We start from the raw sequence: 25393 nt of genomic DNA, 5'->3' as shown, positions 1-25393 counted from the left end.
CTCAGAGGCCGTTGACGAGGTTGATGGTCAGTTCGCCGACGCGCTCGATGGAGCTCACGAGCTGGCCGGGCCCGAGGAAGCGCATGGGGTTGCGACCCGCGCCGACGCCCTCCGGCGTGCCGGTGTAGATCAGGTCGCCGGGGTAGAGGGTCAGCGCCTGCGACAGCCGGCTGATCAGCTCGGCGACCGGGAAGATAAGGTCTTTTGTGCGGCCGTGCTGCAGCGTCTCGCCGTTGAGCGCGCATGAGATCGCCAGGTCGTCCTTGTCGGGCAGCTCGTCGACCGTGACGACGGCCGGGCCGAGGGGGCTGAAGCCCGGGTACGACTTGCCCAGCGAGAACTGCGGTGCCGGTCCCCGCAGCTGCACCGCCCGCCACGACAGGTCTTGGCCGACCGTCAGGCCGGCGACGTGGTCCCACGCCTTCTCGACCGGGATCTGATGGCCCTCCCTGCCGATGACGACGACGAGCTCGACCTCCCAGTCGATGCCGTCGCTCGGCAGCACGACGGTGGCGCCGTGCCCGACCAGCGAGCTGGCGAACTTCCCGAACACCACCGGGTACTCGGGGATGTCCAGCTTGGCCTCGTTCGCGTGGTCGCGGTAGTTGAGGCCGATCGCGATGAGCTGGCGCGGCCGGGGCACCGGCGGGTCGAACACCTCGACCTGCTGCGCCGACGAGTCGTCCACCTCGTCACGGGCCCAGTCCACGAACTCGTCCCAGCGGCCGTAGACCGCCTGAGGATCCGAGGAGAAGCGTCCGTCGCTGGCCTTCTCCACGTCAACCCAGCCGTCGCCTGCGGCGACGACCAGCCGCCCTCCCGTGCTCGCTACACGCATGTCACGTCTCCGTCATGGCCCGGTAACCGAGGTGTGATGTGCGTCATTCAAGCACCGCCCGATCGACCACACAAGAGGAAATCGATTCTGATTGTGGCATCGATTTAGGGACGAGCGATCGGTAAGATGCGCGCGGATCGACCGCAGCGCCCGAAGACCGGGCCGGGGTTCCGTTGCCCGGTGATCGTCGCGGCATCGATCAAGGAGGAGGCCGCATGAGTAGCCCGGACACGCATCGCCAGGTCGTGCTCGTGTCCCGGCCCGACGGTATCCCTCAGGCGGAGAACTTCGCGATCGTGCAGGCCGGAGTCCGCCCGCCCGGGCCCGGCGAAGTCCTGGTGCGCAATACATTCCTGTCGGTCGACCCCGCGATGCGCGGCTGGGTGAGCGCGGTGGCGAACTACTCGACGCCAGTGCCGCTCGGTGCCGTCATGCGCTCGTACGCGGTCGGCCGCGTCGAGGAGACACACTCGGACCGCTTCGCCGTCGGCGAGCGCGTCATGGGCATGTTCGGGTGGCAGGAGTACGCAACCGTCGACGCGTCGGCGATCCTGCGACGGGTGCCCGACGACGGGATGTCGCCGTCCTTGTCCCTCGGCGTGCTCGGTCTCACCGGGGCGACGGCCTGGTTCGCGATGAACGAAATCGGGCGGCCGCGGGTGGGCGACAGCGTCGTCGTCTCGACCGCGGCCGGAGCCGTGGGCTCCGTGGCCGGCCAGCTGGCGCGGCTGACCGGCTGCCGCACCGTCGGGATCGCCGGCGGACCCGAGAAGGTGCGACTTGCGTCGAGGATTTCGGGTACGACGCCGCCGTCGACTACCGCTCCCCCACGTTCGAGGCCGACCTCGCGGCGGCCTGCCCGGACGGCGTCGACGTCTACTTCGACAACACCACCGGGGCGATCAGCGATGCGGTGCTGCGGCTGATCAACCCCCGTGCGCGCATTGTCGTGTGCGGCACGGCCTCGGTGGTGAGCTGGGACCCGTGGCCGGTCGGACCCCTGGTCAGCCGCCACCTGCTCATGAAGCGCGCAAGCATGGAGGGCTTCCTGTTTTTCGACCACGAGCACCGCCTCGGCGAGGCGGTCGCCCGGCTCACGCCGCTCGTACGCGACGGGCGGCTGCGCCACCGCGAGGACGTCCTCGAGGGGATCGACAGCGCACCGGACTCGATCGCCGGCCTCTACCGCGGCGACAACCTGGGCAAGCGCGTGATCCGCGTCTGACCACGGGAGCCTCCAACCCGGCCGGCGCAACTGCTGAATGGTGGGTCAGCCCCACGGCCGCTCCGGGACACCACCGTTGCACACACTGGCCGGCGGCCCGTCACGAGAGAGCGACCTATCCGGCCTTGCGCGCCCGTGCGGTGGCACCGGCACGGGATGGTCGCCACAGGGCTGAATGCTCAATTTCGGGAGCTTCGAACTGCAGTAGAATCTGCGCGGTTCGCTCGATGTGCGCCTCGAAGAGGCGCACCGCGCGGTCGTCGTGATCGAGGGCGGCCTCCATGAGCGCCCGGTGCTCGGCGGCGAGGTCCCGATGCGGATCTCCACCAACTGACGAGGACCAGGCCCGGTAGAGCTGGGCGGCGTCGGACAGCCGCACGCAGATGTCCAGCAGGACCTGGTTGCCGCATGCCTCGATCAGCCTGTGGTGGAACGCGAGATGCGCCTCCGACCACTCGTTGTTGCGGATCGGTGGATCGCCGGGGAGGAAGACCGGACGGCTGGCGAGCCGGTGATGAGCGGCAAGCACTTCCGCCTCCCACGCGACGTCGCCGCGCTCGATGGACAACCGGAGGGCCGCACCTTCGTTGATCTTGCGCGCCTCGGTCAGGTCGTGCAACGCCTCCCGCGATAACGTCGTGACGTGGAAGCTGCGGTTGCGCTCGATCTTCACAAGGTCCTGCGCTGCCAGCAGGCCGAGCGCTTCCCGCATCACGCTGAGGCTGACACCGAATCGGATACAGAGGTCGGCGGGCTTCAGCCGTTCGCCGGGTGCGAGCTGCCGGCTGAAGATGTCGTCGCGCAGCTGCGCGCACACGTCCTCGGTGAGGCTCTCACTGCCAGCTCGCTTGACCACGGAAGAAGGGTAACAGGCGCAGAATAATCGATTCTCTCTTGACAGTCGACTCTGGCCCTCATGATGGCCGAGTCCGCCCTGCTGCTGAGGGAGCTCAGATGCGTTTCGCCAACCTGATGGGCCGCGCCACGCTGGTCGACGGCTCTGGCGCCGGACTCGATGTTGAGAAGGCCAGCGACGGCCGGTTCCCGGCCGAGCCACAGTCGCTGTTCGCGCAGTGGGACGAGTTCCGCCAGTGGGCTGCCGCTCAGGACGGGCGGGCAGATCTCGCCGTCGACCCCGCAGACCTGCACGCGCCAACACCGTTTCCGCGCCAGGTGTTCGCAATCGGCCTCAACTACCGATCACACGCGGCCGAGTCCGGTCTCGCGGTGCCGCCGGTTCCGGCGGTCTTCACCAAGTTCCCGACCTGCGTCGTCAACGCCAACGAGACGGTCGCGCTTCCCAGCGCGTACGTGGACTGGGAGGTCGAGTTGGTTGTCGCGATCGGCAGACGGGCGCAAGCGGTGGCCGAGCAGGAAGCATGGCAGCACATCGCCGGGCTCATGGTCGGCCAGGACCTTTCCGAACGACTGGTCCAGTTGGCCGGACCGGTACCCCAGTTCTCCGTCGGCAGGTCCTACCCCGGCTTCGGCCCGGTCGGTCCGGTGCTCGTCACGCCCGACGAGTTCGCCGATCCGAACGACCTCGAACTGGGCTGCCGGCTCGGCGATGAGGTCCTCCAGTCGGGCCGGACCGGTGATCTGATCTTCGCCGTGCCGGAACTGATTGCCCGACTCTCCGCCGTCTGCCCGCTACTACCGGCCGACCTCATCTTCACCGGAACGCCAGCGGGCGTCGGCGGTGCCCGCGACCCCAAGCGGTTCCTGGAGCCGGGGGACTGCAGGGCCCCGGAGTAGTCCGCGAATGCCCGCTTTGATCTGATCTTGTTGCCGGTGCCCGGATGCGGAGCGAGGACGACACCTGTGGATCATGGAGTTGTCTACGCTTCAAGATCCGCAAAGATGTCGTGGGGCTGTTGCATTGCCCGTGTCCAGGGATCGAGGCAGCTTTGACGGGTGCAGCTGTCGAGTCCTGGTCGCCCCTGGTCGCCTCCGAAGTCGGCGTTCATCGGATTCCGGTTCCCCACAGAGGCGATCGTCGTCGCGGTCTGCTGGTACCTGCACTACAACCTCTCCTACCGGGACGTGGAGGAACTCCTGGCTGAGCGCGGTGTCGAGGTCGACCACGTCACCGTGTTCCGGTGGGTGCAACGGTTCACCCCGTTGCTGGCCGACGCGGCCCGGTTCGTCCGCCACTCGCCCGGTGACCGGTGGTTCGTCGACGAGACCTACGTGAAGGTCAACGGGGTTTGGCGGTACGTCTACCGGGCGGTCGACCAGCACGGGCAGGTCATCGACGTGCTCGTCTCGGCCCGCCGTGATGCCGCCGCGGCCCGGCGGTTCTTCCAGGGTGCACTGCGGATGCTGAAGGTGACGCCCAGCGAAGTCGTCACCGACGCCGCCCCGGTCTACCCAGCGGTGCTCGACGACCTGATCCCCTCGGCCTGGCACCACGTCGAACGGCACGCGAACAATCCGATCGAGGCCGATCACAGCCAGCTCAAGCACCGGTTACGACCCATGCGTGGACTCCGGACCGACTCAAGCGCACAGGTGATCATCGCCGGACACGCGTTCATGCAGAATCTCCGCCGCGGACACTACGAACTCGGGCTCGACAGTCAGCCCAAGCTCCGAGTCGTTTCGGCGCTCAGTGAACTCGCCCGGGTGATCTGACCGCAGACCCGACCCGGGCGTACCGCGTCTCCCGATCAGATAATGCAACGGCACCCTCCCCCGTTGTGTATGAGGGGCGCGCGCATGCGCGCGCCCCTCATACCGGGATCGGCTACTTGTAGCAGGCCTTGCTCAAGTTGAAGCCCGTGGCGGTCGGACCCGCGGTGAGCTTCTGGACCTCGGTCACGCCGGTCGGCGCGGCTTTGTCCGGCTTGGAGATGACCGTGACGCGGACCTGGCCCTTGTCCGGTCCGGCGGCGTAGTTACCTGAGCCAGCCGGAAGCATGCCCTCGTAGTCCACTGAAGTCAGTGACTTCGCTGCGGCGAGCAGACCGGCACGGGTGAGGTCCTTGTTCGCGGCAGCCTTCTCGAGCGCGGCCTTGAGCGGGTAGGACCACACCCAACCAGAGGTGTAACCGTCGGAGAGCGGGCTCGGGGTCGGGGTCAGCGCCTCGCGCATCGCCTTGTGACCCGGCGTGTCCGCACCCCACGACTGCCACGGTCCGGACTGGAGGTAGACCGCGGCCAGGGCCGGAGCGGCCGGGCTGCCGTTGAGCGCGGGGTTCCAGGTCGGGCTGGTGCCGATCACCATGCCGCGGAAGCCCTGCGCGACGGCGGTGCCGACGATGGTCGCAGCCTCGGTCGGCGCGGTGGTCAGGATGACCAGGTCCGGCTTGCCGGCGACGATCGCCGCGATGGCGGCGGCCTGCTTGTCGGCACCGGGGTCGGTCTTGACATCGGTGTACGTGAGGCCGAGCTTCTCGGCCGCGTACTTGACACCGGCAGCCGCGTCGTCGCCGTAGTCACCCGCGTAGTGCACAGCCATGACGTTTTTGAGCGCAGGGTTCTTGGACTTGGCGAAGTCGACGGCGTTCATGGACTCGACGCAGTAGTTGGCACCGGACTCGAGGATCACGTCCTGGAACGCCCAGTCCGACGTCCACGACGCCGGCGCCGCGACGATTTTGCTGGCAACGAGGTCCTCGATGATGGCGGCCGTGGTGGGAGAACCCAGGGTCTGCGCCAGGGCCAGGATGCTGGGCTTGATCTCCTGGTAGACCTCGTTGTGGGTCTGCGGGTTGTACTTGTTATCCTTGACGTACTTGGTGACGTCGATCTCGTAGCCGCCGATACCACCGGCCTTGTTGACCCGGTTCCAGAACGCGGCCTGCGCCTTGGTGATCGGAACAGCCAGCGGGGCGAAGGGGCCGACGGTCAGGTCGGAGATCGTACCGAGGTAGATGCAGCCCTTGGTCGTATCGATGGCCTGCGGGCAGGGCTCAGCGGTGACACCGATGTCGGTCTTCATGCCGGCGGACGTTGTCGTGGTCGGGGTATCCGTACCCCGGCAGCCGGCGACGGCCCCGACGAGTATCAGCGCCGCAGCGGCGGTCGCCGCCAAGCGTGATCGGTTCAATGACATTACGTGCTCCTTCTACGTGCTAGGAGTTCTGGTGCGGGGGTTGGGACGGGTGGTGCAGGGTTCATTCCATTGCGCCGGATCAGTACTTGAATGGCCAGGCCTTCCAGAAGTTGCGAACTCGAATCCAGAGGCCGAACAGACCTCGGGGCTCGAAGAGGAGGAACCCGATGATGAGTGCGCCGTAGAGCACCAGCTGCAGTTGGAAGATGTTCGGGGTGTCGGTGGCAGCTCCGCTGATGACATCGGACGGAATCTGCCGGGTCAGGGTGGGCAGGTAGGTGAAGAAGAACGCGCCCAGGATCGCCCCGGAGATGCTGCCTGCCCCGCCGATGAGCACCATCGCGATGAACAGGACCGACATCTCCAGGTTGAACGAGTCGGGCACGAAAAAGCCAACCGAGACATAGAGCAGGGCCCCGGCGCAGCCGGCATAGAACGATGAGACCGCGAAAGCGATGGTCTTGTAGCGGGCCAAGTTGACGCCCATGACGCCAGCGGCGATGTCGCGGTCGCGGATGGAGGTGAACGCTCGGCCGACCCGGGACCGGGCGATGTTGCGGGCCGCGAGCGCGAAGATCACCAGCAGGATAAGCATGAGCCAGTAGAGCCTCTGGTCACGGGTGAGCACATATCCGTCGAAGATGGGTGTCGCAACGTCGAGCCGCTGGCCGAACAGTGCGGGTGTCGGAGCCGGACGCCCGATCCCTGTGCCGCCGGTAACCTCGCTCCACTCGCGCAGGACATACTCGCCGATGAAGACCAGCCCGAGCGTGACGATGGCAAGGTAGAGCCCTCGCAGCCGCGTGGCCAACGGCGCCACGATCACACCGGCGAGGCCGGCCACGATGCCCGCGGCGGGAAGCCAGATCAGAATCTCCTGCACCCCAAAGCCCAGGGTGCGGCCCTCGGGGTTGCCACTGATGACCGCGGCCGTGTAGGCGCCCACGGCCAGGAAGAACGCGTGGCCCAGGGACACCTGCCCGGCGTAGCCGGTGACCAGACCGAGGCCGATCGCACCAATCGCGGTCACGCACGCGGTGGCGAGCAGCTTAAGATCCTTGTCCACCAAGCCGAGCGGGGCGACTGCGGCGAGCACAAGCAGCAGTCCCACCATCACCTTCTTGGTGAGCGTGTTGAACAGGGCCATCTCCTGGCCGTACGCCGTATACAGCATCGGCCGACCGAACGGTCTGCCCCTGGTGGCCCTCGTCGCAGCAGTAGTCGTGGACGTCGCGGTCGTGGACGTCGCGGTCGTGGGCGTCGCGGTGGTCATACGCGTTCCACCTCTCGGGTGCCGAACAAGCCGTAGGGGCGGACCAGCAGAACGATCAGCATGAGCAGGTACGGCGTGAGGATGGAGACGTTGCCGCCCAGCCACTCAGGCAGCGACTGCTGGTAGAACGCGATGACTTCCTGCACCACACCCACGAGCAGACCGCCGATGACTGCCCCCGGGAGCGAGTCCAGTCCACCGAGAATGATCACCGGGAGCGCGACCAGCGCGATGATCCACAGAGTCGACTCCACACTGCCGCCGATGGCCGCGAAGGTGCCGCCTACCGCGGCGAGCGCGCCAGCGATCGCCCACGACAGGGAGAAAACGCCACCCACCGAGACACCCTGGGCCAGTGCCGCCTCCTGGTCGTAGGCCGCCGCCCGCATCGCCAGGCCCATCGTGGTGAATTGGAAGAACGCGAACAGGATCGCTACCAGGATGGTCATCGTGACGATCATCGCGAGGTGCCGCTGTTGAACCTCGATCCCGAACAGCGTGGTCGACTTCAGTCCCCACGGGTCGCCGACCTGGCGCAGGTTGATCCCGATCGCGGCGCCGGCAACGACGCGGATGATGACGTCAATGCCGAGGGTGATGATGGCGACCGTGAACGCGGGGCGGCCCACCATCGGGCGGATTGCTGCCCGTTCCACTCCCCAGCCGAGCATCGCGGTGCCGAGCATGGCGAGCGGCAGCGCGACGAAGAAGCCAAGCGGGCCCACCAGGTAGGTCACGAGCACCGCACCGGCGAGCATGAACGCGGGCTGAGCGAAACTGATCACCCGGGTCGACTTGTAGATGATGACGAATCCGAGCGCCAGCAACGCGTACATGCTGCCGATGCCCAGCCCGCGGCTGAGGATCTGCACGATCTCGGTCATCGCCCGCTCCCGTACATGTCCTCGACCAGGTCACCGAAGAGCTTGACGATCGCGGACCGCTTCACCTTCTGCGTGGCAGTGAGTTCGCCATCCTCGTGGTCGAGCTCCTTGGGGAGCATGCGGAACTTCTTAATCTGCTCGGCCGTGGCGAAGCGGACATTGACCTCGTTCACGATGTCCTGCACCAGCTTGAGGACCTCCGGCTTCTCCGTGAGGTCGCGGTAGGTGGTGTAGGCGACCCCCCGACGCTGCGCCCAGTCGCCGACCGTCTCCAGCTCAATGCCGATCAGGGCAACCACGTACGGGCGCCGATCGCCGACGACGATCGCCTCCTTGATGAACGGCGATGCCTTGAGGGCGTTCTCGATCTCGCTCGGAGAGATGTTCTTTCCCCCCGCCGTGATGATGATGTCCTTGGCCCGATCGGTGATCCGGATGTGCGTCCCGCCCACCCACTCACCGACGTCGCCGGTGTGGAGCCAGCCATCGGCGTCCTTGGCCTTAGCCGTCGCTTCCGGGTCTCGGAAGTAGCCGACGAAGACCGCAGGATGACGGGTGAGGATCTCGCCGGTCTGCTCGTCGATCCGGACCTCGACGTTGGTATGTGGCTCGCCGACCGTGCCGAGTTTGATCCGACGGGGACGGTTGATCGTGGTGACGGCGGCGTTCTCCGTCATACCGTAGATCTCGTACATCGGCACTCCGATGCCCATGAAGAACTTGAGCACCTCCGGCGCGATCGGCGCAGCTCCCGAGCTGGCAAACCGTACCCGCCGCATCCCGATGCGCTCCCGCAACGCCCGGTACAAGAAAAGCCAGCCGACCGCGTAGACCACCCGGGTGGACAGCGTATGCCGGCCACCGGTGCGCACCAGCGTGTCGCCGATCCAGTTCGCCATCTTCAACCAGACCGCCGCGTTCGTCCGCTTGATCCACCCTGCATTTCGCAGACCGATGGTCACGCTGGCGAGAATCCGCTCCCAAATGCGGGGCACCCCGAACAGCAATGTGGGCTGCACCTCGCGCAGGTCTGCCTGAACGGTAGCGATGGACTCGCCAAAATGCACCTGCACTCCGGCGGCCGCGTTCTGGTGGATGGTGAAGGTGCGCTCGGCAATGTGGCAGAGCGGAAGATAGGACAGGCCAAGGTCGTTGGCATTCGCCGGCGGCGATGCTAGGCCATGCTGCTCCACGAGCGTCTCGATCGCGAAGTTGAGGTTAGCCACCGACAGCATCGCGCCCTTGGGCGGCCCGGTGGTTCCGGAGGTGTAGATGAGGTTGGCGATGTCATCCGGGGTCGCCGACGCCATGCGATCCTCGACAGCGCTCGGATATGCGGCGCGATGCTCCGCACCGAGCTGGAGCAGATCGTCCCAGGCGAGCAGGGCAGGGTGATCATAGTGAAAACGGATGCCACGAGGTTCGATGTAGACGATCCGCGTCAGAGCTGGACACTCGTCGATCACAGCCAGTGCCTTGTCCACCTGTTCCTGGTCTTCGGCAACGAGCAGCTTCGCTTCGGAGTGGGACAGCAGATACCCCACCTCAGCCGGCGGGTTCGTCGGGTAGAGCCCGACGGTTGTCGCCCGTACCGCGACCGTCGCGACGTCAGCGTATAGCCACTCTGGACAGTTCTCCGCGTGGATCGCGACTCGGTCACCCGGCTCGACGCCTAGGGCCAGCAGGGCGTGCCCGACCGTCAGCACCGTGTCCCAATAGGCCTTCCAAGTGATTTCTTGCCATACGCCAAGGTCCTTCTCGCGCATGGCCACGCGGTCGCCCGTACTCCAGGCCCGGTCCCGCACTCGGGTTGCGATCGTTCTTGCCGCGGACGCACCGCCTGTTGTCGCAGCCCCACCTGGCCTCGTCATCGACTCGGTCAATTCTGTGCCACCTCCCCGAGGTAGGCGCGGATGACTTCCGGATTGCGTTGAACCTCGGCCGGTACTCCGGTCGTGATCGGGACACCGAAGTCGAGCACCATAACCCGGTCGGCCAGGTCCATCACCAGGCCCATGTCGTGCTCGACCAGGATCATCGGGATGTTCAGCTCGTCGCGGATGTCGAGGATGAAGCGGGCCATGTCCTCGGTCTCCTCGAGGTTCATGCCCGCCACCGGCTCGTCGAGTAGTAAGAGCTTGGGCTGCATGGCGAGGGCCCGGCCGAGCTCGACCCGCTTCTGTACGCCGTACGGGAGTAGACCGACCGGCAGCCGTCGCCACTGTTGCAGCTCAAGAAAGTCGACAATGTCCTCGACGGCCGCGCGCGCGGCGAGCTCCTCCCGCCGCGCCCGGCCGAACCAGGCGATCGCGGCGAACGTGCCGTAGCGCAAGTGGGTGTGCCGGCCCAGCAGCAGGTTGTCGAGAACCGTCAGGTTCGAGAAGAGCTCCACGTTCTGGAAGGTCCGGGCCATTCCGGCTGCGGCGATCCGATGCGGACGGTGCCCGACGAGGTTCGCGCCGTCGAACATGACCCGGCCCGACTGCGGACGGTAGACACCGGAGAGAACGTTGAAGATCGACGTCTTACCGGCCCCGTTCGGGCCGATGATGGCGAAGAGCTCACGGCGGCCAACGGAAAAGCTGACGCCGTCGATCGCCTTGACCCCCTTGAACGCCAGCCGGATCTCATCGACGGCCAGGATCGGCTCCTCCGTCAGCGCGTACCTTCCCCGCCCGAACGCGGGGCTGGTCAGCTCGCTCGTGGCGCTCAAGACAACCACCGCTTCCGCCGCTTGTAGTGCTTGACCTCGCGGAACGACTTGGTCGTGCCCTCTGGATGCAGGCCGAGGTAGAACTCGCGCACGTCCTCGTCGGCGAGCAGCTCCGCCGCGGGCTTGTCAAGCACGATCTTGCCAGTCTCCATGACGTAGCCATGGGAGGCGATCGACAGCGCCATCGTCGCGTTCTGCTCGACCAGCAGCACGCCCGTACCCTGACGGTTGATCTCCGCGATCAGGTCCCGAATCTGCTCTACCAGCTTCGGCGCGAGCCCGAGGCTCGGCTCGTCCAGGAGTAGGTACTTCGGCTGCGCCATCAACGCCCGCCCCATCGCGAGCATCTGCTGCTCACCGCCGGACAAGTACCCCGCGGTGTCCCGCCGCCGCTTGGCCAGCACCGGGAACAAGCCGTAGACCTGCTCGATCCGGGCCGCTCGGCCCCGTGGGTTGGTGTGCGCCCCAAGCCGCAGATTCTCTTCGACCGACAGCTCGGCGAACGTGCGCCGTCCCTCCATCACCTGGGAGACCCCGCTCCGCACGATGGCGGACGGGCGCATGCCGTGGATCGGACGCCCGTCCACGGTGACCGCGCCCTTCGTGATGTCTCCGTCGTGCGGGTCGAGCAGCCCACAGATCGCCCGCAGCAGAGTCGTCTTGCCGGCGCCATTCGCGCCGAGAAGCGCCACGATCGCGCCCTGCGGAAGCTCGAGACTCACGCCGCGCAGTATCAGCATCACGTCGTCGTAGACGACTTCGAGGTTCTCTACCCGCAGCATGTTCGCCCTACCAGCCCCTCAGGCCCAGCGGCCTCGCGTCCGGTCGTGCACGGCGTGCTTCTAGCATGTTGAGAGCGCACCTTCGCAGCGTGATGACACGTTCGGGTGCGTACGCACATGACGGTTGGGTTACGAGGGTGGGCCGTCGGCGCGATCTGCGGTAGATACAGGTGGAGGTCACCCAACGTGTATCTCCATCTGGAGGTGGTCCGCATCCAACCCGCTGCCCGACGATTGCACGACAGCGACAGCGACATCGGCGAGTCCAGCCGGGTGCAGATCGGAACAATCATGAGCAATCACGGCCATCGCGGCCACGAGCCCTCGATGCTGCCCGACATCCTGGCCCGGATTGACCAGGAGTACGTCGAGATTCTTGAGCTGCTAGACGCTCCCGCGGCGACCAACCGGATCATGCAAGTCGTACCCGACGCGACCGGTGTCGATCTCGCGTGGATCGGCGAACCCGCGGGCGCCGACAAGATCGTCCTTCAGTACCCGGTTAACACCGTTACCAACCTTGTACGCGGCATCGTGGTGCCGATTGGTACCGGACTCGGCGGCAAGGTGATGGCGGCACGCCGTCCAATGTGGGTCGGCGACTACTGCGAATCGGACGATATCAGCCCCCACCACAAGGCGCCGGCCGCGGCCGAAGGGATCAAGGCGATGATCGCCGTACCGGTGATGCACCGCGGCGCCCTGCTCGGCGTGCTCTACGGCGCCAACCGAGGCCCCACGCCGTTCGGCGATCGAACCGTGCAGGCGATGGAGCAGGTGGCCGCACGCGTCGCCGCAGCGGGCGCGGTGGCCGAACGGGCACGGCACGCCGCCGAGGTCGCCGTCCACGAGGAACGGCGCCTCGTGGCGCTCAGGCTCCACGACACGGTGGGCGCGGTCCTGTTCACGCTTCGGGCCGGGATCCGCCGGCTCGGTGACGAGGTCGAGCTGGACGAAGAGATCAAGACCCGGCTCCACACGCTCGAGCAGCAGGCTGCTGAGGCGTCGGAGGCGCTACGTGGATCGCTGCGAGTGCTCAGCGCTCCGCCGGGCGAGGTGGCGCTGGGAGTGGCATTGCGGGGGCACTGCCGCGCGTTCCAGGAGCGGACTGGGATCCCGGCCCGCCTAATTATGCTGACTGATCTACCGACCTTGCCGCAGGACCGCATCGCGACGCTGGCCGACGCCACCCGCGAAGCGCTGCTCAACGTCGAGAAGCACGCCAGGGCCAAGTCGGTAGTGCTGAGCGTGTACTGCCAACGCAACGGCGTCGCGGTCACCATCGCCGACGACGGGGTCGGGTTCACCGACGAGGCATCGTGGGGCGACGGTCTTGGCCTCGCGGCCACGGCCGAGCGCCTAGGCCGCGTCGGCGGCACCATGAACATTGGGTCTAATGAAGACGGTGGTATTACCGTGCAGGCGTGGCTACCGCAATGACGGCTGACCTGGTTCGGGTACTCGTCGTCGACGACCACCCCATCGTCCTGGACGGGGTGACCCTCGCGGTCCACCACACGTCCTGGCTGCACGTGGCCGGTTACGCCCGTTCAGGACGAGAGGCGGTCGCGGCAGTCGACGCGCTGCGTCCCGACGTGGTCCTGCTCGACCTTCGCCTGCCCGACATGCTCGCCCCGGAAGCGGTGCACTCACTACGCAAGCGCAGCCCCGAGTCGAAGATCATCATTTTCACGGCGTACCCCGACCATGCCGCGCTTGACGCGGCGTTGGCCGCAGGCGTCGACGGTGTCGTGGTCAAGGACACCGCGCGAGAGGTCCTGATCGACGTGATCCGGCGGGTGGTCTCCGGCGAGCGGGTGGTCGAGGTCGATCACGACACCAGCAGCGCGCTGGTCAGTCGCAAGCTCCGGGAGCACGGATTGACCCGGCGCGAGTACGAGATCCTGCGCCATGTCGCGATGGGCCAGACCAACCCGGAGATCGCCGCGGAGCTGGGGCTGACCCGGAACACGGTCAAGACGTACCTGCAGCGGTCGCTGGAAAAGCTCGGCGCCCGTAACCGGGTCGAGGCGTTGGCCCGCGCCAGCCAGCTCGGCATTTTGTAGCCGCGCGGGTCAGAGGCGGCTGTCCGTCGCCGGGTCGGGCTCGGCATCGAAGTAGCGTCGCAGCACAGATGCGAACACGTCTTCTTCTGGCGCGGCCCGTAGGAACAAGGTCATCGACGAGCGCAGCTTCATCGCGTCGATGCCGCCGAAGATCTGCTCAGCCGTGCGACCGGTCGTCTCCGCTACGACCGCCGCGCACGTTCGCAGTCGTGGGCCGAGTACCGGATGAAGAAGGTAGGTCCTTGTGGGGTTCCAAAACCCTGTCACGTGCGCTGAGCTGGTTCTTCTATGCGGCTCGTTTGTACTCGTTGATGAGCCCGCCGAGAACGGGCCGGCGTTTGATCCGCTCGTGGGTCAGGTCGATGACAGGACGATCGGAGCGTGGGGGCTGCAACTGCAGCGCTCGATGGGGACGCCACCCGTTGTAGTGACGGGCGTCTTCGGCGAGTGTTCGCCGTAGGTGCCGTTCACCGACGATGAGCATCCGATCTGTGACCTCTCTGCGGACGGTGCCGACGAACCTTTCCGCGTAGGCGTTCGCGCGCGGACTCTGCGGCGGGATCTTGCAGACGGTGATGCCTGCGTCGTGTACCGCTCGGAAAGTCGGTCACAGCTACGCGGCCTGGGAGTATTCGTTGATCAGTCCGTTGAGGATCTTCCTGCGGAGCACTCGTGCGGCGGTCAGGTCGGCGACCGATGGGGGCGGTGTGTCGGCGGCGTTGGGCGGTTGTTGGTGCCGGGCTTGGTGCGGCCGGTGGTCGTTGTAGTGGCCACGTACTCCTCGAGGGTGGCCAGTAGGTGACGTTGGTTGTAGATCAGCATCCGGTCGAGGCATTCACGGCGGACCGTGCGTACCCACCGCTCCGCGGACGCGTTCGCCCTCGGCACCCGAGGCGGAGTGCGCAGGATCTCGATGCTTTCGGTGGTGAAGACGTCGTCGAAGGCGGCGGTGTACTTGCTGTCACGGTCGCGGATCAAGAACCTGAACCGGGCGACTCGGTCGCCGAGATCCAACATCAGGTTCCGGGCCTGCTGAGTGACCCACTCCCCTGTCGGATGCCTCGTGGTGCCGAGAATGTGAACTCGCCGGGTGCCGATCTCCATCAGGAACAGGACGTAGATGCGGGTCAGACCGATCGTGTCCACGTGCAGGAAATCGCAGGCGAGCATGCCTTTGGCCTGGGTGGTCAGGAACTTGGTCCAGGTCGACCCGCCACGACGCGGAGCCGGGTCGACACCGGCGGCGGTCAGGATGGTCCACACCGTGCTGGCCGCGACCCGATAGCCAAGCCTGAGCAGTTCGCCCTGCCCCCGGCGGTGGCCCCAGGTCGGGTTCTCGCGGGCCAGGCGCAGTACCAGGGCGCGGATCTCCGCCCGTATCGGCGGGCGCCCGGGCCGTCGTTTCGGGTAGGTCCACTTCCGGGCGACCAGCTCCCGATGCCACCGCAGAAGGGTGGCCGGGGTGACGAAGAACGTCGACCAGCGGGACCGAGGCAGCAGCCGCGACAGGGCTGACAGCACCACTCGATCGGTGGGCTTCAGGTCCGGGCGTGCGACCTGCCGGCGCAACACCGCGACCTGATGACGCAACACCAGGACTTCGATGTCCTTCGACCGCTCGCCGCGTAAGCACTGCACCACCAGCCGCAGGATCTGACACAGGATCAGGTAGCCGAAGGACAGGAACATGCCCGCCACGATGCCCGGGGACGGTTGATCCGCCCCGCACAACACCGCACTTCAGGGGCCAGAATCAGGTTTCCGAGCGGTACACGCTTCCCCCGTGGCGGCCCCTGCACGAAACTACCCCCGCACGGCCTGCGCACGAACCAGGGCGAGCGGGGGTCGTTCCGTGTCCGGGTCAGGTCAGGCCGAGCGCGATGAAGTCCTGCAGATCCGACGAACTGCACCTTCCCGCGGTTCGATACCTCGACCCCGTAGATGCCCTTACCGCTGGGAACGCCCGGGATCTTGAAGCTGAACAGGCAGGCTGTCGCCCGGTGCGGATCCTCCGTGTCGACCCGCGCCTGGCCAGCGTCCAGCCTGCGACCGCGAGGTTCACCCCGGCCGGGTCGGTTACCAGCACCTGACTGCCGGCGACGATGTCGTCGTGCTCGCCCGAGCCCGCGCAGGCCATCGTGTCCTGACCACAGGAAGGCGGGCAGGTCCAGAACAAGGTACGCCAACCCTCGGCGTCTACCCTGTAGGCGGCAGCCACCGCCGCGTCATGGTCAGTCCACACAACCGTCCATGATCGACGGTGGCTGCCGCCGTTCACGAAACCGGCCACCGGCGCGCCTGACCGTGATCACGATCCCCGGCTGGAGTATTAGACGAAGGCCGATGTAAAGACAGTCAGATTAACAGTCTGCCCAGGCTCGTGACTCGGCTCGCTGATCACGATTGCCCCTCGGATTCGGTGAGGAGCAATTCCCATTCCTTCTCCAGGGCTTGATTGATTCGATGGTCGCGGGCGATGGCTTCTTTGAACCAGGCGATGGTGGCGGGCGCCATGGCGAGAATCTGGTTGTAGTTGAGGGCGGCCGGGTTCATGCCAAACAGTAGCCCGGTCTTGACCAGCGTGCCGGAGGTGGCGATGGTGTGCCCGAGCAGCAGCATGGAGGTGAGTTTGGCGTGCTCCAGCTTCCGTTGCGCTGCGGTACCGCCGGTGGCGTAGCTCTTGAGAAGCCAGTACCCGCGGATGATCGCGGACACGACGCCAGGAGTGATGCCCATTGTGAAGAAGTGGCGCAGGTCGTAGCCGTTCGTATACATGTAGCGGGCGACATCGGTCCAGGGCAGCTTGACGCCGGAGGGGCCTAATGCGAACGGGGAATTAATCTGTCCGAGTTGAAGCAGGCTGAAGAACGGGGGCTGCAGGCCGGCAGGAGTGTAGACGTCCGAGAGCAGATGGCGCACCTGGGTGATGAAAGCGTTGATCAGGTCGATCGGGGGGGCGCCGGTGGCGACCTGGATCAGTTGCCCTGCCTCGTCGATGTACGTGCCAGCTCCGTGCATCAGATCTGCCACGCCGAAGAGGAAACCCAGGGCCGGATCGTGGCCGAGGCTCTGGAGCCGATGGGTAGCTGGCCGCATGCCGCTGACCAGGCCCCCGGTGGCCCACGTGGTGGAGGCGTCATAGGGCACTTTGGCCAGCTTCTCGAACCTCTTGAAGAATCGGGCGTGGACGTCTTGAGCCCGATCCTTGTCCTGGAGCCACTTGGTGAGGGGCGATCCCGTCTGCTCTTTGCCCAAGAAGGTGGAATCCTGGGGAATGCGGACGAGGATGACGTCAAGGAGGGTCGCGAGGACTCCGGCAACCAGGACGACCGTCCAGTCGGTCTCGTCCCAGCTGACGTCGCCATGTTCCTCGGCGTAGCTGCGTAGGCTGCGAGCTATCTGGCCGGCGGGAAGAACCTGCTGAAGCGGGTCCCGGGTCAGATCGATACCCAACAGATCCAACCGGGCTTCGGCAAGCCTGACGAGCTGATCGAAGTCGCCATCAGTCGGGACGACGGGCACGGCGTAACGGCGGTAGCTCGATGTCTCGACACTCACGGTGGCCACTGCGCTCGACTGGGACTCTTGAGCTGGTACGAGGATGCCCATTGCTTGGAGACGGGCGCGCACCGCGTCGAACTCGGACTCGACCGAGTCCAGGGTGTCGCTGACGCGAAGTTCGCGTTCGAGGACATCCTTGAGGTCGAATTCCACCTGGTCGAACAAGCCCCGCAGTTCGGTCAGCGTGACGGCCTGGTAAGCCACGACCGCGGCAGCAGCCGAAAGCTGGTCACCCGACACTGAGCGGCTCCCGCCGTTCGAAGGCCTCCTGACTGTTCTGCAGATTCACCAGGGCCAACTGAAAGGCGGCCAACTCATCCCTGAGCGTGGCGAGTCGCTCCTCGTTCCTCGTGGTCTGGGTGAGGTAGGCCTCCATCCGGTGACCGAGCCCCGCGATGTCGTCGGTGAGCTCGGCCATCGCCTGCTGGTGATTCTTGATGACTTGCTGAATCAGATGCTCGCGCCGATTTTCTCGTTCACGCTCGTTGGTGGCCAGCACCCAACGCGCCCCCTGATGGACCGCGACCCCGAGAATCACCACGGTGCCGATCCCGGTGACCATCGCGCTCAAGCCCAGCAAGCCGCCGAACCCCAAGGCCGCCAAACCCGAGGTGATTCCCGCCCCGCTGAGGCCGGAGACGCTGCCAGCAAGACTGATCGCGGCGATCGGGGCACCGAACGCAGCCGCCTTGGCAGCGATGTCCTTGGTGGTGGTCTCCAACTGGCTGGTCGTGATCTTGCCGGAAGCGAAGTCCTCTTCCGCAATCACGAACCGTTCGGTCGCCTCCACGACCTTGTCAGCTGACTCGGCGAACACGAGTCCTGCGACCAGCACGATTCGCTCACGCTCGGCGTCCGCAGCATGCCTGTCAGCACGCGAAATTCGCACCAGATCGCGCACCAGCACCGTGAACACCGGCTCGCGCTGATCCTCCTCGAGGCGGTCGTGCAATTCCCTGGACAGCTCCACCGTGGCGTCGGGGACCCCTGCGTCGCTCGCTGCATCCCGTTGCGCCCCAGTGATTTCCCTGCGCAACTCCGATCGCGCTTCGCCGTCGAGACCAATCGTCGATGCGAACAAGTACAGATTCGCGATCTCGCGAGGATCGAGGAGGCCGTCGACCAGCGCCAAGCTCACCAACACCCGGCAATAGAGCAACTTCCCGTCCGCGCTGAGCGCGGACAAGTCGCCAAAATCGGCGGGGTTGCGGGACGACCAGGCCGACAGCCCGTCCTTGACTTCTCCGACCTTCGCCATCACCTGCTCGGCGGACTGCTTCACTCTCCCCTGTGCATCGCCAGCAGCATCAGCGACAAGCTGCCTCGCGACGCTCGTGCTGTCGGCAACCATCCGTCCAGCGGCGTCGGCAACGCCCTTCAGCCGTCCAAGCCCAACTTCACGAAGGTCCATCGCCATCCCTTTCACGTCTTTGGCGAAAGGCTATCGGTAGCCACCGACGAGACGACGTCCTCCCAGCGGCCCTAGCGCATGTCCTCATCGGCCAAATTTCGATGCCCTACGGCTGTGGCGCCGCCAGCCTCGCCGAGCGCCTCTATGCCTGGCGAGCCACCCCGGAACGCCCGGCCGCCGCCGCGCTGCTCATCTGCACCATGGCTTCTGACAGCGAGGGCACCCTCGGCGGGCTCGTCGCGCTCAGTGAGCCGTCGCGCTTGGCCGGCGTCGTCACCTCGGCACTGCACCGCGCCGCCCGGTGCTCGTCGGACCCGGCCTGCGCCGGCCGCACGCCGTCGGACCCGGAGGACTTCCTGCACGGCCTGCCACTGCTGCAGCTTCGCCTCCGAGACGTCCTGCGAGCGGGCCAACCGGTTCCTGGACCGCCGGTTCCTGCTCACCCTGCCCTCCAGCGACGCCGACCAGGTGCCCGGCTTCTTCGTCGCGGCGCTCGTGGTGTGATGGACCCTGTGCGGCTCGAATACTCGGTTCGGCTGTCTGAAGTGCGGTTCTGTGCGAGCTCGAGCCCTGCGCAGCCGTCATGCTCGTGGCCATGAGCGCGTCGTTGGTGTACCTGCTTCTTCGCCAGGTCCTGCAGATGCTGACCCAGATCGCCCGCGACGGTGGGGCCAAGGATGTGGAGATCCTGGTGCTCCGCCATCAGGTGGCGGTGCTGTGTCGCCAGGTGCACCGCTCTAATCTCGAGCCGGCCGACCGGGTGGTGCTGGCGGTGCTGTCGCGGCTGCTGCCCCGGCCGCGGTGGTCGGCGTTCTTCGTCACCCCGGCCACGCTGTTGCGGTGGCACCGTGAAGTGATCGCCCGGCGCTGGACGTACCCGCATGCCCGGCCGGGCCGGCCACCGGTCAACACACAGGTCCGCGACCTGGTGCTGCGACTCGCGGCGGAGAACCCGTCGTGGGGCCACCGCCGGATACAGGGTGAACTGCTCGGCCTGGGCTACCCGGTCGCGGCCAGCACGGTGTGGAAGATCCTGCACAACGCCGGACTCGACCCGACACCCCGGCGGCCCGGACCGACCTGGCGGCAGTTCCTGACCGCCCAGGCCGGCACGATCCTGGCCTGTGACTTCTTCACCGTCGACACGGTGTTGCTCAAGCGGATCTACGTGCTGTTCTTCGTCGAGATCGCCACCCGCCAAGTCCACGTGGTGGGGGTGACCGCGCATCCAACCGGCGCCTGGGTGACGCAGCAAGCACGGAATCTACTGATGGACCTCGACCAACGCGCGGCGGGGCTGCGGTTCCTGCTCCGCGATCGCGACAAGAAGTTCACGAACACCTTCGACGCCGTGTTCGCCGCCGCAGGCATCGACGTGATCAAGACCCGCCGCAGGCACCCCAGGCGAACGCGTTCGCCGAACGATGGGTTGGCACCGTACGCCGGGAGTGCACCGACCGGATGCTCATCGTCGGCGAGCGCCACCTCGCGGCCGTCCTCGCCGAGTACACGACCCACTACAACAGCCACCGCCCACATCGATCCCTCGGCCAGCAGCCACCGAAACCTACGCCGCACGTCGTGGACGTGAACGCCGCCCGGATACAGCGGCGGCCGATCCTAGGCGGATTGATCAACGAGTATTCGCAGGCAGCGTAGCCGAATCGGCTTTACGAGCCCCACACGGTGCTGTCGCGGCTGCTGCCCCGCCCTCGCTGGTCGGCGTTCTTCGTCACCCCGGCGACCCTGTTGCGGTGGCACCGTGAACTGATCGCCCGACGATGGACGTACCCGCATGCCCGGCCGGGCCGGCCACCGGTCAACGCACAGGTCCGCGACCTGGCGTTGCGACTCGCGGCGGAGAATCCTTCGTGGGGGCACCGCCGGATTCAGGGTGAGCTGGTCGGCTTGGGCTACCGGGTGGCGGCCAGCACGGTGTGGAAGATCCTCAATCAGGCCGGGGTCGACCCGGCACCCCGACGGTCCGGACCCACCTGGAAGCAGTTCCTCTCTACCCAGGCCCACACGATCCTGGCCTGTGATTTCTTCACCGTCGATACCGTGTTCCTCCGGCGGATCTACGTTCTGTTCTTCGTAGAGATCGCCAGCCGCCAAGTCCACGTGGTTGGGGTGACCGCCCACCCAACCGGTGCCTGGGTGGCCCAGCAGGCACGGAATCCGCTGATGGACCTCGGCCAGCGCGCAGCGGGGCTGCGGTTCCTGCTGCACGACCGCGATACGAAATTTACGGCCGTCTTCGACGCGGTGTTCACCGCCGCGGGCATCCAGGTGATCAAGACCCCGCCACAGGCGCCCCGGGCCAATGCGTTCGCCGAGCGGTGGGTGGGCACAATACGCCGCGAATGCACCGACCGGATGCTCATCGTCGGCGAGCGCCATCTGGCGGCGGTCCTCGACGAGTACGTGGCTCACTACAACGGCCACCGCCCACATCGTTCGCTGGACCAGCAGCCACCCAGCAGCCACCGATCCCGCCGCCACAGGTCGCAGACCTGAACGCCGCCCGGGTCCAGCGACGCCCAATCCTCGGTGGCTTGATCAGCGAGTATTCGCAGGCGGCGTAGCCGAAACTCAATTTTCGAGCCCGACAGGGTAGGGCGCAGTCGGCCAGAGGTCGCCCGCTACTGCCTCGTCCGCTCCTACCTCGCCACCGCCCGCAGCCACGGCATCCACCCACTCGACTCCCTCCGCGACGCGCCCGCCGGAGACCCCTGGATGCCGCCACAAACCGCCTGATCAGTCACAGTTCCTGAATGGACACGGCGCGAGGTGGACAGGAGTACGAGCGCGACCCTCGTGGCGCTGTGCAATTGCCTGGGTCCCTTACTGTGCAGCGGGGATGCATCCGGGGGCTGAGAGGGTCCGGAATGAGAGCTGCTGCTGCCTGGTCAGTGATCTTGATGGTGGTTGGTCTAGTGGTTGGTCAAGCCCTCGACGTTGTGCCGACCACCGTCGCGCCAGTGTTCCTAGTCCTTACCACATTCGCCCTTGCGGTGGAGCCATACGCAAACACTTTTGGCCTTGACGTCAGGGAGCTGGCCCGCAACAAGAAGACCATACTGCAATCGATCTCTATTGGTGTTCTGCTCAAGATTGCGATCATTGGCGGCGCAATGTCGCTGATTTTCCGCGATCCCATCTGGTTCTTGATCGCCTTGGGGGTCTCACAAATCGATCCCATGAGCGTAGGTGAGTTCATGGAGGGGTCAGAGGCATCCCCGCAATCGAAAGCATTGATGCGTGCATGGGCAGCATTTGACGACACTACAGTTGTCGTGATGCTGCTTGGGCTCATTGCAATTCTTCGGCCGTCAGGCTTGACGAAAGCGCTTAGCGGTCATGTCGGATTGGTGGAGATAGCACGCACGGTTAGCATTGCCTTGTCGTTTGCTGCGGCAGTCTGGCTCATATACCGAATCGCACTCACATACAGTGTTATGCGCCTGCGTCGAGACCCGGGCCGCTCCCGACGCAGGCCACGAGTCGCAAATGGATTCGGCACAAGGATTTCGAACCTGGGGATATGGGTCGTCGCATTTGCCGTCCTTGGTTCTATCTTCATAGGCTCGACAGCGTTGGCCCTGGTCGGGTTGTTCGCGCGACCTGCGGGTCTCAACCCTCGATGGTTGTCGTGGCTTACCCGTTCGGGTTCAGCCTTGGCCTGCCTTGGCCTAGGATTCTTGCTTGACCTTCGCTCGGGTGTCTTTCATGGCGTTCTTCTCGGACTTCTAGCGTTTACAGCGCACGCTCTCGCTAGCCAACTTGTCATACGCAGACTGCCACGCACGGATCGGCTGGCCGTGGTCTTTGCTCAGCAAAATGGAACGGCAGCGGTGGCCGTGGCACTCCTGTTGCATAACGACTTTCCAACGAGCATCAGTGTACTTAGCTGGGCTGTTGTCACCGTCAATGTCGCAAGCTTGATATCTAATCACGCGGCCATCCGCCTCAACTGGTCTCGCAGAATCCCTCTGAGCTGAACTCGGCCGCCACCCGGGCGCGCGCCGCGGCGGCCGGTAGACACGAAGAAGCGCCCCGCCTCCCCCGGCGGTAACCGGAGGAGGCGGGGCGCTGTGGTCCTGCGTGACGCGTTGTTCGCCTTGTCCCTCGACGCCCTACGGCGCGGGGAGCGGGTAGCGCAGGGCTGCCCTGAGCTTGATCGTGCTCAGTCGAGGGCCGGCGGCGCGGTCTCGGCGGCCGGCGGCGTGCCGTCGATGGGCCGCGGGTTGGTGGCCGGCGTGGACTGCGGGCGGATCACCAGGGCGGTCATCAGGGCGACCGAGGCGGCGGTGATGGAGCCGACCTGGGCCTGGCTGAGCGCGAAGCCGTACGCGGCGGCGAGGCTCGCGCCGGCGGTGATCAGACCGGTGAACAGGGTCGGCGCCATCGGGCGGACCTTGGCGGCGATCCAGCAGGTGGCCGCCGCGGCGAGGACCGCCTCGACGGCGCCGGCCTGCTGGGCCGACAGGAAGTCCAGGCCGAAGGCGACGAGCAGCGCCAGGACGCTGGTGACGGCGCTGATCAGCACGGCCGGCTCCCGGCCGAAGATGGTGGGCCGGGTGTCGTAGGTGGCGGGCTCGGTCATGACCCTTCCTCGAGGGATGATCTTGGAATGCAAGGAAACCGGCCGAAACTTGCAATCGAGCCGGCCGAATGAGGGCCGGCGTACGATCGCCGGCATGCGCGAGGCGGTGGACTGGAGCAGGTGGCTGGTGCGCGTGGGCGCGTACTACTGCCCCGAGCACAGCGAGGTCCGTCCCCGCGACGAGCTGGTGCCGGCGTGCCCGCACCGCCTGCGGGCGGCGCACCTGGGGGCGCTCGTCGGCAAGGAGTTGACGACGGTGGAGGTGGCCCCGCGCACGTGCGCCGGCGCGCCGGCGCACCCGCTCGGGTCGGGCCAGGTCTTACTCGGCACCTGGGCGTGCAGCTGCGCGCCCGACGGGGTGCACCGGACGTGGACGTGCCGGGCGTGCGGGGATGTGCAGCACTGACCGCCGCATGACGAGACCGACGCCGCCCCGTAGTTCGGGCCAGGCGCCCACTCGTCCCAGGCCGACCCCTCCTAAGGGCAACGCCGTTCAGTTAGGCGGGTTGGCTGGCTGTCAAGGCGTGTCGGTGAGTGGAGGAGCAGCGGAGCTCCGGTATAGAGGGCTGTCACTCCAAGACATCCTCAATACCAGGAGCTCCGCTGTCTGGACAGATTGCCATAACGCGCACGGTGACGGTCGCGGCGGGCCGGTTCGCGCCGGGTCATCTCGGCGAGCTGACCCGGCTTGTGCCCTTCGAGATGGTCGACGACGCTCTCGCCCGCACCGCGGCGGTGCAACGCCGGATCAGGCTGCTGCCGGCGCGGGTCGTGGTCTACCTCCTGCTCGCCGGGTGCCTGTTCGCCGAACTCGGCTATGTGCAGGTGTGGCAACGGCTGACCGCTGGTCTGGGCGGCCTGGCTGATGTAGTGCCGACGGCCAGCGCGCTGCGTCAGGCCCGGCAGCGACTCGGCGTGGCGCCGTTGCGGGCGTTGTTCGACCTGCTGCGCGGCCCGGCCGCAACCGCGAGCACGGCGGTGTGGTGGCGTGGGTTGCTGCTGGTCGCGGTTGATGGCACCACGATGACCGTGGCGGACAGCCCGGCCAACCTCGCCGAGTATGTCCGCCAGCGTGGTCTGCATGGCGGGTCCGGCTACCCGATGATGCGGCTGAGCACCCTCGTCGCCTGCGGCACCCGGAGCCTGATCGACGCCGTGTTCGACCCGATCAGCCGGCGAGATCAGCCACGCCGGTCTGCTGGCCCGCAGCCTGCGGCCGGGGATGCTGCTGCTGGCCGACCGCAACTTCGCCGCCGCCGACCTGATCGGCAAGCTCGCCACGACAGGCGCCGCTCTGCTCATCCGATGCAAGACCAGCCGAAGACTGCCGATCATCCCCCGCCTGAACGACGGCTCATACCTGTCCCTGCTCGGCGGTGTCCGGGTCCGGGTCATCGATGCGCAGATCAGCATCACCACCAGCGCCGACCGCCGCACCGGCTCCTACCGACTCGTCACGACCTTGCTCGAACCCCGCCGCTGGCCGGCCACCGAACTGGTCACCCTCTACACCAGCGGTGGGAGATCGAGACCGCCTACCTCGAACTCAAATCCTCGATCCTCGGTGGCCGGGTCCTCCGCGCCCGGACCCCAGCCGGCGTCGACCAGGAAGTCCACGCCCTCCTGATCACCTACCAGCTGCTGCGCACCGCCATGGTCAACGCCACCGACAGCCAGCCCGGCGTCGACCCCGATCGGGCGAGCTTCATCGCCGCCCTACACGCCGCCCGCGACCAAGTCGTCCACGCCGCCGGCGTCATCACCGACACCGTCATCGACCTCGTCGGCGTCATCGGCCGCCACGTCCTGGCCAACCTCCAACCCCCACGGCGAGTGCGCACCAAGGCCCGCACCGTCAAACGCCCGAACTCGAAATACCAAGCCCGCGGCCCGCACATCGACCGCACCAGCTACCCCGCCACCATCAACATCGACATCCTCACCGCCGAACCTTGACTGTCAATCCCCTGGAATCGT

At 66.5% G+C, this 25393-nt stretch carries 24 protein-coding genes and 1 pseudogene; 11 read left to right on the top strand and 14 right to left on the bottom strand.

Annotated elements, in window-relative coordinates; all coding sequences use genetic code 11:
* Position 1 precedes the first annotated feature (1 nt).
* A complete protein-coding gene (locus EV384_RS17020) occupies positions 2–838 on the bottom strand; it encodes a fumarylacetoacetate hydrolase family protein (protein ID WP_130334563.1) in 837 nt (278 codons plus the stop codon).
* A 215-nt stretch (positions 839–1053) separates the two neighbouring features.
* Here EV384_RS17020 and EV384_RS36005 point away from each other — a divergent pair.
* Positions 1054–1377 (top strand): annotated as a pseudogene (locus EV384_RS36005) (NADP-dependent oxidoreductase); the annotation flags it as partial.
* Positions 1353–2063, top strand: a complete 711-nt coding sequence (locus EV384_RS36000; RefSeq protein WP_242624490.1) for a zinc-binding dehydrogenase — start codon at positions 1353–1355, stop codon at positions 2061–2063. The pseudogene EV384_RS36005 and the gene EV384_RS36000, both read left to right, overlap by 25 nt.
* Positions 2064–2178: 115 nt before the next feature.
* Here the strand turns inward: EV384_RS36000 and EV384_RS17010 are convergent, their stop codons facing one another.
* Positions 2179–2919 carry a GntR family transcriptional regulator gene (locus EV384_RS17010; protein WP_130334561.1) on the bottom strand — a complete coding sequence of 247 codons (741 nt, stop codon included), beginning with the start codon at positions 2917–2919 and terminating at the stop codon, positions 2179–2181.
* 98 nt (positions 2920–3017) lie between these two features.
* Here EV384_RS17010 and EV384_RS17005 point away from each other — a divergent pair, with 98 nt between their 5' ends.
* Entirely contained in the window at positions 3018–3818 is an 801-nt protein-coding gene (locus EV384_RS17005) for a fumarylacetoacetate hydrolase family protein (protein ID WP_130334559.1), read from the top strand.
* A 165-nt stretch (positions 3819–3983) separates the two neighbouring features.
* On the top strand, positions 3984–4697 hold the full coding sequence (locus EV384_RS17000) for an IS6 family transposase (RefSeq protein WP_423202963.1): 714 nt from the start codon (positions 3984–3986) through the stop codon (positions 4695–4697).
* A gap of 112 nt (positions 4698–4809) precedes the next feature.
* Here the strand turns inward: EV384_RS17000 and EV384_RS16995 are convergent, their stop codons facing one another.
* The 6 genes from EV384_RS16995 to EV384_RS16970 form a co-directional block, all read right to left on the bottom strand.
* The gene (locus tag EV384_RS16995; protein ID WP_242624103.1) at positions 4810–6006 is read right to left on the bottom strand and encodes an ABC transporter substrate-binding protein; all 1197 of its coding nucleotides are present in this window, start codon (positions 6004–6006) and stop codon (positions 4810–4812) included.
* A gap of 193 nt (positions 6007–6199) precedes the next feature.
* Positions 6200–7294, bottom strand: a complete 1095-nt coding sequence (locus tag EV384_RS16990; protein ID WP_242624102.1) for a branched-chain amino acid ABC transporter permease — start codon at positions 7292–7294, stop codon at positions 6200–6202.
* A 95-nt stretch (positions 7295–7389) separates the two neighbouring features.
* On the bottom strand, positions 7390–8277 hold the full coding sequence (locus EV384_RS16985) for a branched-chain amino acid ABC transporter permease (protein WP_130334553.1): 888 nt from the start codon (positions 8275–8277) through the stop codon (positions 7390–7392).
* Positions 8274–10148: an AMP-dependent synthetase/ligase gene (locus EV384_RS16980; protein ID WP_130340639.1), complete on the bottom strand. Its 1875-nt coding sequence runs from the start codon at positions 10146–10148 to the stop codon at positions 8274–8276. Before EV384_RS16980 ends, EV384_RS16985 begins: the two co-directional genes overlap by 4 nt.
* A gap of 8 nt (positions 10149–10156) precedes the next feature.
* On the bottom strand, positions 10157–10990 hold the full coding sequence (locus tag EV384_RS16975) for an ABC transporter ATP-binding protein (RefSeq protein ID WP_242624100.1): 834 nt from the start codon (positions 10988–10990) through the stop codon (positions 10157–10159).
* Positions 10987–11772, bottom strand: coding sequence for an ABC transporter ATP-binding protein (locus tag EV384_RS16970; protein WP_130334552.1), 786 nt, complete (start codon positions 11770–11772; stop codon positions 10987–10989). Before EV384_RS16970 ends, EV384_RS16975 begins: the two co-directional genes overlap by 4 nt.
* Before the next feature lie 186 nt (positions 11773–11958).
* Here EV384_RS16970 and EV384_RS16965 point away from each other — a divergent pair, with 186 nt between their 5' ends.
* Both EV384_RS16965 and EV384_RS16960 read left to right on the top strand, forming a co-directional pair.
* The gene (locus EV384_RS16965) at positions 11959–13212 is read left to right on the top strand and encodes a GAF domain-containing sensor histidine kinase (protein ID WP_165439952.1); all 1254 of its coding nucleotides are present in this window, start codon (positions 11959–11961) and stop codon (positions 13210–13212) included.
* Positions 13197–13838: a response regulator gene (locus EV384_RS16960; RefSeq protein WP_207232346.1), complete on the top strand. Its 642-nt coding sequence runs from the start codon at positions 13197–13199 to the stop codon at positions 13836–13838. The genes EV384_RS16965 and EV384_RS16960 overlap by 16 nt, the downstream gene beginning before the upstream one ends.
* 9 nt (positions 13839–13847) lie before the next feature.
* On the opposite strand, the gene EV384_RS16955 is transcribed toward EV384_RS16960, so the two are convergent.
* The 5 genes from EV384_RS16955 to EV384_RS16935 all read right to left on the bottom strand — a co-directional run bounded on the left by EV384_RS16955 (position 13848) and on the right by EV384_RS16935 (position 18816).
* Positions 13848–14105 (bottom strand): DUF1810 family protein, encoded by a 258-nt coding sequence (locus EV384_RS16955; protein WP_130334548.1) that lies wholly within the window; start codon positions 14103–14105, stop codon positions 13848–13850.
* Between the two features lie 19 nt (positions 14106–14124).
* Positions 14125–14415 carry an integrase core domain-containing protein gene (locus EV384_RS16950; protein ID WP_207232610.1) on the bottom strand — a complete coding sequence of 97 codons (291 nt, stop codon included), beginning with the start codon at positions 14413–14415 and terminating at the stop codon, positions 14125–14127.
* Positions 14416–14519: 104 nt separating this feature from the next.
* Positions 14520–15527, bottom strand: coding sequence for a transposase (locus EV384_RS16945; protein WP_242624099.1), 1008 nt, complete (start codon positions 15525–15527; stop codon positions 14520–14522).
* Positions 15528–16235: 708 nt separating this feature from the next.
* The gene (locus tag EV384_RS16940; protein ID WP_130334546.1) at positions 16236–17639 is read right to left on the bottom strand and encodes a hypothetical protein; all 1404 of its coding nucleotides are present in this window, start codon (positions 17637–17639) and stop codon (positions 16236–16238) included.
* A complete protein-coding gene (locus EV384_RS16935) occupies positions 17629–18816 on the bottom strand; it encodes a TerB family tellurite resistance protein (protein WP_130334544.1) in 1188 nt (395 codons plus the stop codon). The genes EV384_RS16940 and EV384_RS16935 overlap by 11 nt, the downstream gene beginning before the upstream one ends.
* Positions 18817–20049: 1233 nt before the next feature.
* On the opposite strand from EV384_RS16935, the gene EV384_RS35995 reads away from it, so the two are divergent.
* The 3 genes from EV384_RS35995 (at position 20050) to EV384_RS16915 (ending at position 22811) form a co-directional block, all read left to right on the top strand.
* On the top strand, positions 20050–20469 hold the full coding sequence (locus tag EV384_RS35995) for a transposase (RefSeq protein WP_242624488.1): 420 nt from the start codon (positions 20050–20052) through the stop codon (positions 20467–20469).
* A gap of 249 nt (positions 20470–20718) precedes the next feature.
* Positions 20719–21327, top strand: a complete 609-nt coding sequence (locus tag EV384_RS16920) for an integrase core domain-containing protein (protein ID WP_242624098.1) — start codon at positions 20719–20721, stop codon at positions 21325–21327.
* Between the two features lie 371 nt (positions 21328–21698).
* On the top strand, positions 21699–22811 hold the full coding sequence (locus EV384_RS16915; RefSeq protein ID WP_130334543.1) for a cation:proton antiporter: 1113 nt from the start codon (positions 21699–21701) through the stop codon (positions 22809–22811).
* A 185-nt stretch (positions 22812–22996) separates the two neighbouring features.
* Here EV384_RS16915 and EV384_RS16910 read toward each other — a convergent pair whose 3' ends face one another.
* The gene (locus EV384_RS16910) at positions 22997–23416 is read right to left on the bottom strand and encodes a hypothetical protein (RefSeq protein ID WP_130334541.1); all 420 of its coding nucleotides are present in this window, start codon (positions 23414–23416) and stop codon (positions 22997–22999) included.
* Between the two features lie 94 nt (positions 23417–23510).
* On the opposite strand from EV384_RS16910, the gene EV384_RS16905 reads away from it, so the two are divergent.
* Both EV384_RS16905 and EV384_RS16900 read left to right on the top strand, forming a co-directional pair.
* The gene (locus EV384_RS16905) at positions 23511–23822 is read left to right on the top strand and encodes a hypothetical protein (RefSeq protein WP_130334539.1); all 312 of its coding nucleotides are present in this window, start codon (positions 23511–23513) and stop codon (positions 23820–23822) included.
* Between the two features lie 128 nt (positions 23823–23950).
* Positions 23951–25372, top strand: coding sequence for a transposase (locus EV384_RS16900; protein ID WP_242624097.1), 1422 nt, complete (start codon positions 23951–23953; stop codon positions 25370–25372).
* Positions 25373–25393: the final 21 nt, after the last annotated feature.

The sequence above is a fragment of the Micromonospora kangleipakensis genome (assembly GCF_004217615.1).
Classification (GTDB): Bacteria; Actinomycetota; Actinomycetes; order Mycobacteriales; family Micromonosporaceae; genus Micromonospora; species Micromonospora kangleipakensis.
This window is presented reverse-complemented; position numbering and strand designations above follow the sequence as displayed.

Excerpts from the sequence above, each read along its gene's own strand:
- EV384_RS17020 (WP_130334563.1), bottom strand. The coding sequence starts at position 838 with ATGCGTGTAGCGAGCACGGGAGGGCGGCTGGTCGTCGCCGCAGGCGAC.
- EV384_RS16970 (WP_130334552.1), bottom strand. The coding sequence starts at position 11,772 with ATGCTGCGGGTAGAGAACCTCGAAGTCGTCTACGACGACGTGATGCTG.
- EV384_RS16980 (WP_130340639.1), bottom strand. The coding sequence starts at position 10,148 with ATGACGAGGCCAGGTGGGGCTGCGACAACAGGCGGTGCGTCCGCGGCA.
- EV384_RS16990 (WP_242624102.1), bottom strand. The coding sequence starts at position 7,294 with ATGCTGTATACGGCGTACGGCCAGGAGATGGCCCTGTTCAACACGCTC.
- EV384_RS16910 (WP_130334541.1), bottom strand. The coding sequence starts at position 23,416 with ATGACCGAGCCCGCCACCTACGACACCCGGCCCACCATCTTCGGCCGG.
- EV384_RS16935 (WP_130334544.1), bottom strand. The coding sequence starts at position 18,816 with ATGGCGATGGACCTTCGTGAAGTTGGGCTTGGACGGCTGAAGGGCGTT.
- EV384_RS16905 (WP_130334539.1), top strand. The coding sequence starts at position 23,511 with ATGCGCGAGGCGGTGGACTGGAGCAGGTGGCTGGTGCGCGTGGGCGCG.
- EV384_RS17005 (WP_130334559.1), top strand. The coding sequence starts at position 3,018 with ATGCGTTTCGCCAACCTGATGGGCCGCGCCACGCTGGTCGACGGCTCT.
- EV384_RS16915 (WP_130334543.1), top strand. The coding sequence starts at position 21,699 with ATGAGAGCTGCTGCTGCCTGGTCAGTGATCTTGATGGTGGTTGGTCTA.
- EV384_RS16985 (WP_130334553.1), bottom strand. The coding sequence starts at position 8,277 with ATGACCGAGATCGTGCAGATCCTCAGCCGCGGGCTGGGCATCGGCAGC.
- EV384_RS16995 (WP_242624103.1), bottom strand. The coding sequence starts at position 6,006 with ATGAAGACCGACATCGGTGTCACCGCTGAGCCCTGCCCGCAGGCCATC.
- EV384_RS16945 (WP_242624099.1), bottom strand. The coding sequence starts at position 15,527 with ATGTTCCTGTCCTTCGGCTACCTGATCCTGTGTCAGATCCTGCGGCTG.